Annotated in this window: 13 protein-coding genes; 10 read left to right on the top strand and 3 right to left on the bottom strand. The window is 35.5% G+C overall.

The features are described from left to right. Positions 1–11 precede the first annotated feature (11 nt). The 5 genes from nifV to AC5LWL_RS22435 all read left to right on the top strand — a co-directional run bounded on the left by nifV (position 12) and on the right by AC5LWL_RS22435 (position 4260). The gene (gene nifV, locus AC5LWL_RS22455; RefSeq protein ID WP_493436365.1) at positions 12–1136 is read left to right on the top strand and encodes a homocitrate synthase; all 1125 of its coding nucleotides are present in this window, start codon (positions 12–14) and stop codon (positions 1134–1136) included. Positions 1137–1424: 288 nt separating this feature from the next. Then, positions 1425–1892, top strand: a complete 468-nt coding sequence (locus AC5LWL_RS22450) for a flavodoxin (RefSeq protein ID WP_493436364.1) — start codon at positions 1425–1427, stop codon at positions 1890–1892. Next, positions 1882–2775, top strand: a complete 894-nt coding sequence (locus AC5LWL_RS22445) for a beta propeller repeat protein (protein ID WP_493436363.1) — start codon at positions 1882–1884, stop codon at positions 2773–2775. The genes AC5LWL_RS22450 and AC5LWL_RS22445 overlap by 11 nt, the downstream gene beginning before the upstream one ends. Before the next feature lie 19 nt (positions 2776–2794). Continuing rightward, entirely contained in the window at positions 2795–3271 is a 477-nt protein-coding gene (locus AC5LWL_RS22440; protein ID WP_493436362.1) for a flavodoxin domain-containing protein, read from the top strand. Between the two features lie 101 nt (positions 3272–3372). Next, on the top strand, positions 3373–4260 hold the full coding sequence (locus AC5LWL_RS22435) for an SMP-30/gluconolactonase/LRE family protein (RefSeq protein ID WP_493436361.1): 888 nt from the start codon (positions 3373–3375) through the stop codon (positions 4258–4260). Between the two features lie 118 nt (positions 4261–4378). On the opposite strand, the gene AC5LWL_RS22430 is transcribed toward AC5LWL_RS22435, so the two are convergent. Then, positions 4379–5833, bottom strand: a complete 1455-nt coding sequence (locus AC5LWL_RS22430; protein ID WP_493436360.1) for a SulP family inorganic anion transporter — start codon at positions 5831–5833, stop codon at positions 4379–4381. 172 nt (positions 5834–6005) lie between these two features. Here AC5LWL_RS22430 and AC5LWL_RS22425 point away from each other — a divergent pair, with 172 nt between their 5' ends. Next, entirely contained in the window at positions 6006–6545 is a 540-nt protein-coding gene (locus AC5LWL_RS22425) for a GrpB family protein (protein WP_493436359.1), read from the top strand. A gap of 178 nt (positions 6546–6723) precedes the next feature. Here AC5LWL_RS22425 and brnQ read toward each other — a convergent pair whose 3' ends face one another. Continuing rightward, positions 6724–8091 carry a branched-chain amino acid transport system II carrier protein gene (gene brnQ / locus AC5LWL_RS22420; protein WP_493436358.1) on the bottom strand — a complete coding sequence of 456 codons (1368 nt, stop codon included), beginning with the start codon at positions 8089–8091 and terminating at the stop codon, positions 6724–6726. Positions 8092–8749: 658 nt separating this feature from the next. Between brnQ and AC5LWL_RS22415 the strand changes: the two genes are divergently transcribed. From AC5LWL_RS22415 to trhO, 4 genes are all read left to right on the top strand, one after another. After that, positions 8750–9652, top strand: coding sequence for a DMT family transporter (locus AC5LWL_RS22415; RefSeq protein ID WP_493436357.1), 903 nt, complete (start codon positions 8750–8752; stop codon positions 9650–9652). Positions 9653–9817: 165 nt separating this feature from the next. After that, positions 9818–10285: an immunoglobulin-like domain-containing protein gene (locus tag AC5LWL_RS22410; protein WP_493436356.1), complete on the top strand. Its 468-nt coding sequence runs from the start codon at positions 9818–9820 to the stop codon at positions 10283–10285. Positions 10286–10415: 130 nt separating this feature from the next. Continuing rightward, on the top strand, positions 10416–11087 hold the full coding sequence (locus AC5LWL_RS22405; RefSeq protein ID WP_493436355.1) for a DUF975 family protein: 672 nt from the start codon (positions 10416–10418) through the stop codon (positions 11085–11087). 139 nt (positions 11088–11226) lie between these two features. After that, on the top strand, positions 11227–12195 hold the full coding sequence (gene trhO / locus AC5LWL_RS22400) for an oxygen-dependent tRNA uridine(34) hydroxylase TrhO (protein WP_493436354.1): 969 nt from the start codon (positions 11227–11229) through the stop codon (positions 12193–12195). A 60-nt stretch (positions 12196–12255) separates the two neighbouring features. Here the strand turns inward: trhO and AC5LWL_RS22395 are convergent, their stop codons facing one another. Then, on the bottom strand, positions 12256–12945 hold the full coding sequence (locus AC5LWL_RS22395; RefSeq protein ID WP_493436353.1) for a metal-dependent hydrolase: 690 nt from the start codon (positions 12943–12945) through the stop codon (positions 12256–12258). Positions 12946–13080: the final 135 nt, after the last annotated feature.

Below are 13080 nucleotides of genomic sequence, written 5' to 3'. Positions count from 1 at the left end.
GGGGAGAATAAGTGGAGTATATTCAATTTTGTGATACAACATTAAGAGATGGAGAACAGGCTGCTGGTGTTGTTTTTACTGCCGACGAGAAGAGAAAGATAGCAACTTTATTAGCTGAGGCAGGAGTTGAACAGGCGGAGGTTGGAATACCTGCAATGGGAAAAGAAGAACAAGCTGTTATTCATTCTATTGTTGATATGAACTTGCCGATGCAATTAATTACATGGAATCGAGCAGTGAAACAAGATATTGATGCCTCTATACAAGCAGGAGTAAATTGGACTCATATCTCTATTCCGACCTCTGATATTCAGATGTACCACAAATTACGATTAAACAGGCAAGATATCATGATGCTCATTCAACATGCAGTTGCTTATGCACAATCATTTGATTTGTATGTTTCGGTCGGTTTTGAAGATGCTTCACGGGCAAGCCTTTCTTTTTTAATTGAGTTAATACATGCCTTATATAAGGAAGGGGTAACACGTTTCCGTTATGCCGATACAGTATCGGTATTGAACCCAATAACAACTCAGATCAATATACAAAAAATAATTAAAGAATGCCCAGCGGATATTGAACTGGAGATACATTGTCATAATGATTTTGGTTTAGCAACTGCCAATACCCTTTCTGCTCTTTTTGCTGGGGCAAAATGGGCGAGCACTACTATATCAGGAATTGGGGAGCGGGCAGGTAATGCATCTTTTGAAGAGGTAGCAATGGGGTGGCGGCATCTTTATAATGGGAAATTGAAAGTAAATACTACTCATTTTCATCAAATGGCAGATATGGTGAGCGGAGCATCTGGCAGGGGGATTTCTGATGATAAGCCTATTATAGGAGCAAAGGTTTTTACTCATGAATCAGGAATACATGTGGATGGGCTGCTTAAACATAGTGCTACCTACCAAACTTTTGATCCGGTAGAAGTGGGGAGAACACATGATTTTATTTTAGGTAAGCATTCTGGTTTTACATCCATTGCTTATTTTCTGCAAAAGGAAGGAATCCTGATAAACAAACAGCAAGGGCAGGATTTATTAGATTATGTTCGAATGTTTACAAGTGAAACAAAAAAGGCAGTAGAAGTAGCTGATTTAAAGAATTTTTTTTATCAATTAAATACATAGAGATACAAGTGGAGATTCTTTACACTCAAAGGGAATGGCGCGATGCTATTCCTTTTTTGTATTGCATATAAAGGATCTAAATAATAATATAATAAGTTACCCTGAAAAAAGGCTTTGGCGCTCCCGGTAATTCCGCTTTTTGATTTTTTAAAAGTTGAAATTATGAAATTGACTCTAATCATAAAATAAAAAAGAGATAATTATAAAAAAATAATTGACAATGATAATCGTTATCACTTATAGTTCTAAATATAAATGAAATTAATTCTCAATTAATGAGGTGTTTTTATGAAAGTGTTAATTGGTTTTGCTAGTATGTCAGGAAATACAGAAGAAATAATGGTAATCATCAAAACTACATTAGAAGGAAAAGAATGCACTGTAGACTCAATGGAAATAGATACAATCGAGGCTGCGTCCTTAGGTCAATATGACTTAATTTTATTAGGTAGTTATACATGGGGAGATGGAGATTTACCTTATGAGGTAGAAGATTTTTATGATGAATTGGATGCAGTAACTTTTCCAGGTATTCCTGCTGCTTGTTTTGGTTCTGGTGATACGGATTATCCGGAGTATTGCAAGGCAGTTGAACTGCTTGCTGAAAAGTTAAAGGAGAGAGGACTAGATGTTTTTGAGCAATTGTTAAAGGTAGAACTCAGTCCAGATACAGAGGAAGAAGTGGCAGCATGTGAACAATTTGCTAGCTCCTTATATGAATGGGCAAAGATGAAGGAAATATCTAATGTTCAATAAAGGTGCTACTGCAGTTGTTTGTACGTCGCCGCATTGTTTTTTTCTATCCATTAGGGAGGAAGGTATTTATTCCTTTATAAATGGAGTATGGAAATTTGAATACCCTCTTTCCTTTTCTATTTTTCACTTTCGTATAATTGGAGACTACCTTTTTGGTGTTGGAGACAATGGGAAAATCATTCGATATAATCTTAAAAAACAAATATGGACTGAAGCGACTTTTCCGACTGTTCAAAGGTTATGGGATATAGCAGGCAATAATCATGGGCTAATTGTTACCCACTCAGGATCTCAACTTTTATTTTCTGAAAATTTCGGCAAAAACTGGATAGTTATTAAGCCATTTAAAAAGCTACAGTCCAAACCTATTATTCGTTCCTTATCTATTTTTGAGAATGCTATTTATATAGGAACACAAATACATAAAGAATGTGGAGGATTGTGGAAATATTGCTTGTTAACGAAGACATTAACAAGAATAAAAGAAGAACAATCAATGATGATTTCTGCTATTTATGTGGATAAAGAAATAATGTGTATTGCAAAAGGGGCATGCTCCTCTAACAACGGTTGTATAGAAGTTTATATGAACAGAAATAATCAATTGATACAATGGAAAAACCTGCATTCACCAATGAAAGAGAATGCCTTTTTAGATATCTTTTTTTCGAAAGGGAATTTATATGTATGCTCCAGCAAAGGAGTTAATGGCTACTCAACTATATATTATTGCGATGTTAGGAAAGAAGAATTAATTCCAATGGAAACAATTCGCGGTCATTGTTACCGAGCAGCTTATGCTTATGACGAATTAATGCTTGCAGGGGCGGAGGAAAGTAAATGGATAGCATTAAAAACAAAGACAGAACAAAAAATTCATTAGTTAGGAAGGAGAAGTTTTTGTGAAAATAGGAGTTTTTTATGCAACAATGTCTGGCAATACAGAGGCTATTGCTGATTGTATAGCAGAGTGTTTAGTAAAGAGTGGTTTTACACCGGTATTAAAAGAAATCCCAGATATAAATCATGTTGAGGAATTAAAGGAATATGATCTTATTTTTTTAGGCATGTACACATGGGGGGATGGTGATTTCCCAGATGAATGTTTAGATTTTGTGGAGGAGATGGGAGAAACACAGTGGGATAATACTTTTGCTTTATTTGGTTCAGGTGATACAAGCTATGATGATTTCTGCGGAGCATTGGATCGATTAAAGCCAGTTTTAACAAGCAAGGGGGCAACTATTGCGACAAATCTACTTAGAATTGAAATGGCTCCAGACAAAGAAGAGGAAGAAGAAATAGCTACTTTTGTAAAAGAAGCATTGGATGCTGCTAGTATTAGAGGGAATGAGATTCAGTCAGCCAAAACAGTATAACATTTGTTTTCCTTTCTCCTCCAAGGCGAAAGGTTTTTCTTTTTTCCTTAAAGGCTATTTATATAGTAAATACAAAATATAGAGAGAAAAGAGGAAGTTATATGGCTGGTAAAGTAGAATTAGTTGTGGACGCAAAGGCAATTATAGGTGAAGGGCCTTGTTGGGATCACAGAACAGGTACCCTCCACTGGGTAGATATAGAAGGGAAAAAAGTATTTTTCTTCGATCCTGTAAATGGAGAGAATAGACAAGTTGAATTTGAACAACAGATTACGGCAATCGTACCGTGCGTTAAACCAGGGGAAGCGATACTGGCAACAGATAAAGGCTTCTGCTATTTAGATTTGGAAACAGGGGATGTGGAGAATATAGTTGATCCAGAATGGCATTTGCCTGAAAATCGTTTTAATGATGGCAAGTGCGATGCGAATGGGCGGTTTTGGGCCGGTTCCATGAATTTAAATGATAAAGATGGTGAAGGTGCATTGTATTGTTTAGATGGGGATGGAACCCTAACGAAAAAATTGGACAGAGTAAGCATCTCCAATGGTTTAGCCTGGTCTCCTGATAATAATTATATGTATCATATTGACACACCTATGAAGAAAGTAGTTCGTTATAGATATCATTTAGATACAGGAGAAATAGGAACAGCAGTTGAAGTAATTAATTTTACAGAAGAAGTAGGATTTCCTGATGGGATGACGATTGATGCAGAGGGCATGCTGTGGATTGCCCATTGGGGAGGTTCCAAAGTTTCAAGATGGGATCCTAATTTAGGGATGAAGTTAAAAGAAATAAACCTCCCAGTATTAAATGCAACTTCCTGCACATTTGGAGGGGATGGTTTAGATGAGTTGTATATTACAACAGCAAGGTCGGGCATGGATGAAGAACAAGTAGAAAAGTATCCGCTCTCTGGAGGATTGTTTAAAGTGAAGACAGGAGTAAAAGGAATAAAAACAGCTTTTTATGGTGGACATAGATAAGAAAGACAAGTAGGAAGAGAGCATGACAATCAGCCTGTCATTCCCTTATTTAAATAAACCATCCAATTGATAACGAATAATTGGATGGTTTATTGACAGTGAGAAGATGCTATAGTCTTTAATTACTTGATACTTTTTCTTGTTCGCCTTGAAAAACAGCAAGCTTGTCAACAAGTTTTTGGCTGTTTGCATCAAGACCGTGGATAAAAACAGTATTTTGGTTTTCTTGGTATTTCTGTATTACTTTGTCAAGAGCGCCGACTGCGGAATCATCCCAAACACGGGCTTTGGAAAAATCAATTTTAATCGTGTTGTTTTCAACGTGAAAGTTAAAGGAAGAAATAAAATCTTCTGTAGATGCAAAAAAGAGCTGTCCTTCTACGATATATATGTGATTATTTTGGTTTTTTACTTTAACTTTAGAGATTTTTGCAACAAAAAATATAGCACTTAAAATGACCCCTGCAATAACCCCTTTTGATAAATCATTTGTTGCCACGATAATACAAACTGTTAGGAGCATAACAGTGATATCTGTTTTTGGCGCCTTTTTTAAATAAGAAAAAGTGGACCAGTCGAAGGTGCTGATAGAAACGACAATCATAATTCCGGCGAGAACAGGCATTGGAATTTTAGCGACTAATTCTCCTAGTAAAAGAATTAAAATTAGTAAAAATACCCCAGAAACAAAGGTAGAGAGTCTTGTGCGTCCTCCAGATTTTAAATTGATAGCTGTTTGGCCGATCATGGCACATCCGGCCATACCACCAAAGAAACCAGTAATAATATTAGCAATTCCTTGTCCCCGAGCCTCTTTGTTTTTATTGCTGCCAGTTCCTGTGGCATCATCCACAATTGTTGCAGTTAAAAGAGATTCTAATAAACCAACTAAAGCAAGTGCAAGAGAGTATGGAAAGATAATCGCTAGTGTTTCAAGTGAAAAAGGAATGTCCGGAATCAAAAAAGATGGCAATGTTTTCGTGATGGCACCTAGATCTCCTACCGTACCAATCTGAACATTACCAAAGAGGCTTGCTGCTGTTAAGATAATAATGGCAATTAATGGAGCGGGAATGCTTTTTATAAATCTTGGTAAAATATAGACAATTAGTAAAGTAATAATAACGAATAAGTAGGTAGTATTGGAAATGTTCCAAAAATTAGGGATTTGTGCTATAAATATTAATATTGCCAATGCATTTACAAACCCCATCATGACTGCACGTGGGATAAACTTCATTAGATTAGCGATTTTGCATACACCAAAAACCACTTGAATCATTCCGGTTAGTATGGTTGCAGCAAACAAATAATCTAAACCATGCTCTCTGACTAAAGGACCCATAACTAAAGCCATTGACCCAGCAGCTGCAGAAATCATAGCAGGTCTTCCTCCGGCAAATGAAATGATAATAGCAATACAAATAGATGTATACAATCCAATGATTGGTTCCACTCCCGCAATAATAGAGAAGGCAATCACTTCTGGCATTAATGCCAGCGACACGACCATACCTGAGAGTATATCTGCACGCGTGTTGGAAAACCAATCTTTTTTAATCTTTGCTAACAATTTTTTTCACCTCATAAAAAAGTATTGTAGGTTTTTCTCCTACATCAGTAACGTCCAATGAATATTAAAAAAGTTTATCATGAATCTTTCTAAAAAGGAATTTTTTTTGGCACGGAGAAATTAACTATTTAAACTAAACAGAGGACACCTCTGAAAGATAGGAGGAAAATATATGCGAAAAGTAGAAGTAGTGGAATACAAAAAAGACTGGAAGAGGCTTTTTAAGGAAGAAAGTAATAAGCTGAAGAGAATATTCGGTAAACAGTTATTGACTATTCATCATATTGGGAGCACCTCTGTTCCAGGGTTAAAAGCAAAACCAATCATTGATATAATGCCGATTGTAAAAGATATCAACAGAGTAGCAGCGTTTAATCACGAGATGACAGCAATCGGTTATGAAGCAAAAGGAGAAAATGGAATACCGGGACGTGCGCTTTTTCAAAAGGGTGGAGAGTGTCGTACACATCATGTCCATGTATATGAAGATGGAAGCAAAGAGATTAAAAGACATTTAGCTTTTCGGGATTATTTGCAGACACACCGTGATGATGCATCTCGTTACGGCCTTTTAAAAGAAGAGCTTGCTTTAGCCTTTCCTTATAATATAGATGCATATATGTGTGGGAAGCATGATATGGCAGCTGAAATGGAAAGAAAAGCACTATTATGGTATGAAAATAACAAAACAAGCAAAAATCGGTGTAGATAGAAAGATTTATAATAGTTGGTTAGAGTAGCCACCCGGAATAAAAATAGTGAGCTCTAATGAAATAGGAAATAACGTCCTCTTTTTTGAATAGGATAAGAAAAAATACCATTAAAGGGATGTTTAATAGTCAAGATATCGACTATCAAACATCCCAGTGATCACATTAATTAAAAACGCTTTATTTCTTTATACTTTGTAAATCTACGTTTCCCTTTGTAAAAATACTGATAATCCAACCAAGCAAAAGTCCTGCTAAGCTTGGCAGTACCCAACCAAGACCTTCACTATATAAAGGCAAGTTTTGGTTTAAAAAGGATACAACTGGATCGATAAACGATAACGCTTTTGTTTCCAGTTTAACAGCTGCTGCGCTCAACCCATCAATAATACTCATCACAGCTGTAAACAATGTTGTTATAACATAGACGACACGGCGATGATTAAATAATGGAGATAAAAATGCAAGAAACATTAATGTAATGGCAAGCGGATATAACATTACTAATACAGGTACTGCCAATTTAATCATATTTGTTAATCCGACGTTGGCAACTATACCTGAAAAGATACAGAATAGGATAACAAATATTTGATAGGAGATCCGCGGAAATAACTGATGAAAGTATTCTGCACAAGCAGTTGTTAAGCCGATGCCTGTTTTTAAACAAGCAAGAATAACAATAATGGCAAGCATAATGCTTCCAAAAGATCCAAAATAATGATCAGACAAGTGGGAAAATACTTGCCCTCCATTTTCTAATAAACCGAATGTTCCTGTTGTCGTTGCTCCTATATAAGCAACACTTGTATAAATAACACCCATAAGCAGAACACCTATCAACCCGGCTTTAGAAGTAGCTGCGACAATTTGTGCAGGTTTAGTAACTCCATAACCTTTTACTGCTTGGACAACAATAATCCCAAAGACAAGTGAAGCAAGAGCGTCCATCGTATTGTAGCCCTCGGTGAATCCTTTAAAGAAGGCTTGCTCGGCATAAACACCCTGTGGTTCGCCTAGTGTACCGACTGGATGAATGAATGCAGTTACGATAAGAGTACTAAGAAACACTAAGAAGATAGGGGTTAAAACTTTTCCTACCCATACAATGATTTTTGCTGGATTTAATGAAAACCATAATACCGCTAAAAAATATAATGTAGTAAAAATAGCTAATCCCATTTTTTGATGAGATGGGTCAAGAAAAGGAGAGATTCCTATTTCATAAGAAACAGTGCCTGTTCTCGGCAAGGCAAAAAAAGGACCAATGGTTAGATATAGAGCCATAGTAAAAATGACACCATACACAGGATGAACACGACTTGCTAAATCTTGTAATTTACTGCTTCCTGAAATCCCCATTGCTAAAATACCTAAAAAAGGCAATCCAATTCCAGTAACTAAAAACCCTATTAGCGCAATCCAAAGATGAGTTCCTGATTCTTGTCCTAATTGAGCAGGGAAAATTAAGTTTCCCGCACCAAAAAATAAGCCGAACAACATAGTTCCAATAACTAAGTAAGATGAAAATGATAATTTCTGTTGCAAATGGTATGACCTCCTTAAATAATTGATTATGTTCACATACGCATGAAGTAAAATGACAATATTTTTAATAGAAATTTTAAATAAAAAACGTTTCCCCTCCATTAAAGGAAAAAACGTTTTTATAGTTGTGTTGATTGTACAGAACATTTTTTTATGGTGAAAAGGGTGTAATCTACGCTTTAATGTAAGGTATTGAATCGTATCATTCCAACGTATGTCTGTTTTTCTTTGTATGTGATTAGGAGAAATAGTAACAAGGATAAAAGCTTTGGTCAATTTAAAAGTTTATTATGTTTTTTCGTACTTTTCTGTCGATATTTAAGCAGGCACTCACGCAACTAAATTTGCATTGGGCGCATGAAAAGAAGTAGTTTCCATATTGTTTTATAGAAAGCAGTCAGAATACACGGAGACTCCTATGGGATTAATGGGAAAGGCGAGATTCCACATGAGTTTTGGCTCCAAGGAGGCTCGTAGATGAGTCCCATGAAAAGCGAAGTGTATTTTGGCTGCGGACTCATTGAGCGTGTAAGGACCTTTTTTTTTAGAATAGACTTTCATATATTTTGACAGTGGAAAGTGATAAGATAATAATTAATAAGTTGCCATAATACATGTAGCCTGCATGATAGGTTTTCTGTTCAAGGGAGCGAATCATATGCCATATTTATTTTTACTTGTAACAAGTTTATTGTTTGGGGGGAATTTTGTACTTGGAAAGTCCCTTGTTGGCCATGCATCGCCAATGACGCTGACGAATTTAAGGTGGATTATTGCAGTTGTATGTCTTTTTCCATTGGTTTTGTGGAAAGAAAAAAAATTATTGCCGCCAAAAGGAACCGTTTTTCCTTTGTTTTTAATGGGATTAACAGGTGTTGTTATTTTTAATTTATTACAGTTTGTAGCATTACATAAAACATCTGCAACAAATGTTGGCTTAATCTCCACATTAAATACCATAACGATTGCTGTTTGTTCCTATTTATTTTTAAAAGAAAAAATAAATAAGCTTCAAATAGCTGCTATGATTCTGTCTTTTTTAGGTGTAGTTTTAGTGCTGACTAGAGGAAATATGCAGTTATTACTAACATTACAATTAAATACGGGAGATCTGTTTATGATCTTCGCTGTATGCATTTGGGGAATTTATTCTGTATGCAGCAAATGGGCAATGGGAAAAAAACTTAGCCCATTACTATCTACCTTTTATTCCGGCTTATTTGGTGTACTCGTTCTTCTTCCGTTTAATTGGAACACCTTTACTGTAAAGAATATAAACGCTTCCTTTATTCAAGCAATCTTGGCTACAGGTATCTCAACGGTTATATGCATGGTTCTTTGGAATATCGGCGTACAGAAAATTGGTGCTACAACGAGCGGGCTTTTTTTGAATTTTAACCCGATATTTACTGCTATTCTTGCATATATATTTTTAGGAGAGAAAATGACTTGGATGCAAGCAATCGGAAGTATCGTGGTAATTGCAGGCTGTTATTTATTTTCCTATTTTAAAAAAAATACATTTCGGAAAAAAAGAGAAAATAATCCACTGCATATGTAGCAGAAAAAAATAAATACATGATACTTGAAGCAGTGAACATTCCGTTTCCTGCTTTTATTGTGTAATTTGATTGATCGAAAAAAATTCTCCATCTATATTCAGTCTTGCAACTTCCTGACCTTTTACTCGTCTAATCATAAATATAGGTGGAGGGGATTTATACAGATGAATAAATATTTACATGGAGTTTTATCTATTGTATTGGCTTTATTTCTAGCTGGTTGTGAAGAGAAAAAGCAGGATGGAGAAGAGTCAAGCTATGGGGAGTTAGAATCAACCAAAAGTACAAATGATTACGTTCTATCACTAAAGGTAGATAAAGATACTTATAGAAGCAAGCAGGAAATAGAACTGGAAATATGTTATCAAAAGGGAGAAGGAGTAACATTCGGCATGCCGTACGAACTAGAAAAAAACGAGAATGGGGTATGGAGAAAAATTCCGTTTCAATCCAGTGCGGCCTTTATTGAAATAGCCATCATCTTAAAAGCGAATGAATGTTATAAGCAAAAAGTAGATCTTGATACGTTTGATTATGATTTTACAAATGGAAAATACCGTATTATAAAGACATTTACAGTTGATGGAAAAGCGGTTGATCTTGCAAAAGAATTTAATTTCTCCATAGAATAATTACAGCACATCGACAATAAAATGGAACAGAGACAATCTTTACATCCAGACCATACAGGGTTTTGTAAATGTGTAATTAACAAAATTCTCTTGTTATGGTATGATCTAACTTTAAAGGAGGAGTTAAGATTTGCGTATTTCAGAAATAAAAAGAGAAGCTAGATTACATTTAAGCGGTAATTGGGGAAAAGGGGTATTATTAACTTTTATTGTTTTTTTAATAAATGCTATTTTGCCAATGATAGTAGAGGTACCGCTAAGTGGAGGATTTTCCAATTGGATTTTACAAGATGAAACCCCAATAGGAGCTAGTTTTGCTAGTTGGATAATCAGTCTTATCCTAATGCCATTAAGCATAGCAGTAACTTGGTTTTATTTAGCTGTAGTTAGAGAAGAACTTCCAAAAATAGAGAATGTATTTATCATCTATACAGATATAAAAAAAGCCTTAAAGTTGATATGGGCATCAATCTTACAAGGAATATTTTTATTCTTATGGTTATTATTATTCATTATTCCTGCAATTATAAAAGGTATTGCTTATTCTCAAACATTTTTTCTATTAAAGGATCATCCAGAATACTCTGTTCTTGAGGCAATTACGGAGAGCAGAAAAAGAATGTATGGTTATAGGTGGAAATATTTTCTTTTGAACTTAAGTTTTATCGGTTGGGGAATATTAGGCCTAATTACAATAGGAATAGGCTTTTTATGGTTAGTTCCATATATGAGCACTTCTTTAGCTACATTTTATAATGAGCTTATTGCAGATAAAGAAGATATAGAGAAAGAATTAATATAAAGTGTAAAGAGGGGACCTAAAAGGGTCTCCTTTTTGGTGTATTCTGTAAATAAAAGCAATGGGTTTTTCCTATTAACACTTTTGTTGTATTATTAATAGGAAGAATACAATAAAATGTTGAGAACAGGATGTTGAAATAATGAACGAAGCATATAGAGTCTTGCTTTATTATAAATATGTAACCATTAAAAACCCAGAAGAATTTACGATGGAGCACTTAGCTTTCTGTAAAGAGCTTGGTTTATTGGGAAGAATATTAGTTTCAGAAGAAGGGATTAATGGGACAGTTTCTGGAACGTATGAACAGACAGAAAAGTATATGGAAGCATTTCGAAATGATCCGAGGTTTGTGGATACTGTTTTTAAAATAGATGAGGCAACCGGCCATGCTTTTAAAAAAATGCATGTTCGATATAAGAAAGAGCTTGTTAATTTAAGTTTAGAAGAAGATGTGAACCCACTCGAGTTAACAGGAAAACACTTAAAACCATCAGAATTTTTTGAGCAATTGCAATCTCCAGATACTGTTGTAATCGATGCTCGCAATGATTATGAATTTGATTTAGGGCATTTCAGGGGTGCGATTAAACCAGAGATTGAGAATTTTCGTGAATTGCCACAATGGATCCAAGAAAATAAAAATCTCTTGGAAGGAAAGAAAATCTTAACATACTGTACTGGTGGAGTACGCTGTGAAAAATTCTCCGGCTGGCTAGTAAGAGAGGGATTTGAAGATGTGTCACAGCTGGATGGAGGCATTGTGACATATGGAAAAGATCCAGAAGTTCAAGGAAAGCTTTGGGATGGACAATGTTATGTATTTGATCAGCGAATCAGTGTACCAGTCAATCGAGTAGAGCATGTTGTTGTTGGAAGAGATATTTTTTCTGGAGAGCCTTGTGAACGCTATGTAAACTGTGCAAATCCAGAGTGCAACAGAAAAATGCTTTGTACGCCAGAAAATGAAGAAAAATATATGAGAAGCTGCAGTCATGAATGCCGCACGCATCCAAGGAATTTATATATAAAAGCACATAATCTAACAGGTGAACAAGTGGAAGCACGAGTAAAAGAAATTGCTTCGTGGGAAGAGAATGCAGCAAAATAAAAAGGTAAATGAAATAGGACTTCCTCAGCCAATCTTTCTGACTGTATGGAAGTCCTGTTTTTATAAGCTAATCGATTCGCCAATGTCTAATACTTTTCCATTTATCCGGTTTTCCTTTAATTCTCGTATAAAAGCTTGTCCATCTTGTTGAATAGCAGGAAAAGTATTGTAATGGATCGGAACAACAAGTTTTGCATTATACCATTCGGCAGCTTGAACAGCATCTTTTGGCCCCATTGTGTAATGATCGCCAATTGGAAGGAACGCGATATCAATAGAATGGCGAGCACCAATCATCTTCATATCACTAAAAAGTCCTGTATCTCCTGCATGAAGAACGGTCAATTCCTCTGCTTCAATAATATAACCGCTAGGCATTCCACCGTATAAGATGTGGTGATTTTTTTCGTCAATAATTCCAGAACTATGAAAAGCATGTGTCATTTTTGCGGTTGCAAATTCCAAATCAAGGGTACCGCCAATATTCATGCCAATAGTTTTTACACCTTGCCAGGACATATAGGCAGCAAGCTCAGGATTAGATATGACAGGTGCATTATTAGCTTTAGCAATTGGAGCGGCGTCCAGAATATGATCCTGATGTGCATGTGTTAAAAGTACAGCATCTGTTTTAATCGTTTCTATTTTAGTTTTTGCAGATGGGTTGCCGCTAATAAACGGATCAATAATAAGGGATTTTCCATTTGTGAAAATTTCGATTGTTGATTGTCCATGATACGTAATTTTCATCCATTATCGTCTCCTTAGTACGGTTTTCAATTGTGAGAAAACCAATTATCAAGTACATAAAAATAAAGTTTGTCCTTCAGCAGCCTTAATGCTTCATTGTACTATCTTCCTCTATATACCCGTAGTAGCATTCAA

The sequence above is a fragment of the Niallia sp. WK069_GA_01 genome (assembly GCF_983173855.1).
This window is presented reverse-complemented; position numbering and strand designations above follow the sequence as displayed.

Coding starts and splice junctions, on each gene's coding strand:
- AC5LWL_RS22425 (WP_493436359.1), top strand. CDS start 6,006: ATGCGAAAAGTAGAAGTAGTGGAATACAAAAAAGACTGGAAGAGGCTT.
- AC5LWL_RS22415 (WP_493436357.1), top strand. CDS start 8,750: ATGCCATATTTATTTTTACTTGTAACAAGTTTATTGTTTGGGGGGAAT.
- AC5LWL_RS22395 (WP_493436353.1), bottom strand. CDS start 12,945: ATGAAAATTACGTATCATGGACAATCAACAATCGAAATTTTCACAAAT.
- AC5LWL_RS22450 (WP_493436364.1), top strand. CDS start 1,425: ATGAAAGTGTTAATTGGTTTTGCTAGTATGTCAGGAAATACAGAAGAA.
- AC5LWL_RS22445 (WP_493436363.1), top strand. CDS start 1,882: ATGTTCAATAAAGGTGCTACTGCAGTTGTTTGTACGTCGCCGCATTGT.
- trhO (WP_493436354.1), top strand. CDS start 11,227: ATGAACGAAGCATATAGAGTCTTGCTTTATTATAAATATGTAACCATT.
- AC5LWL_RS22410 (WP_493436356.1), top strand. CDS start 9,818: ATGAATAAATATTTACATGGAGTTTTATCTATTGTATTGGCTTTATTT.
- AC5LWL_RS22435 (WP_493436361.1), top strand. CDS start 3,373: ATGGCTGGTAAAGTAGAATTAGTTGTGGACGCAAAGGCAATTATAGGT.